The sequence below is a fragment of the Herbiconiux daphne genome, assembly GCF_024979295.1.
GTDB lineage: Bacteria > Actinomycetota > Actinomycetes > Actinomycetales > Microbacteriaceae > Herbiconiux > Herbiconiux daphnes.
In genome coordinates this window covers 1-513 of sequence record NZ_JANLCJ010000843.1, presented here as the reverse complement: position 1 = coordinate 513, position 513 = coordinate 1, and the positions used below count along the sequence as shown (strand labels likewise).

Annotated in this window: 1 protein-coding gene; it reads right to left on the bottom strand. The window is 47.2% G+C overall.

Annotated elements, in window-relative coordinates; genetic code table 11:
* Positions 1-16: 16 nt before the first annotated feature.
* On the bottom strand, positions 17-513 hold a 497-nt coding region (locus tag N1032_RS27990; RefSeq protein WP_259544015.1), incomplete at its 5' end, for a hypothetical protein.

Below are 513 nucleotides of genomic sequence, written 5' to 3'. Positions count from 1 at the left end.
AATCGTATTTCATGTTTTACGCCTCCCGATCCGATTTTCGTTTGTGCATCTGCCACCACTCCTCATAGTGCATTCCCAGAATCTGATAAACTCTGTCAAACGGGTGCAGTTTACGGAGCTGTGAAATTAGAACGTGGCTGTCACCATAGACTCGTGTGTCAGTGGACAGCAGATTACGAGCACCACAATAGGCCATAACCATGCCACGGAGTTCAATCATTTTACCCTCCGCTTTTTGCTCACTATCTCCATTAGCCAGGCACATCTGTTTGTAGTCCTCGTCGCGTTGGTGAATATCAACCCGGAGCATGTTGTATCCCATCATCAGCCGCAAACATTTCTCGATGGTGATGAAATACCACCTAGCTGCATCACCCGCCTCGTTGTTCACCATCATTGCCAGAGATTTGGCAGTTTCGATGTCGACAGTACGGGACAGATGGGGTTGACCATAAGATCCGCGACGCGGATTTCTAATGACACAAATTTGTGTTTTTAGACGAATCACCAATG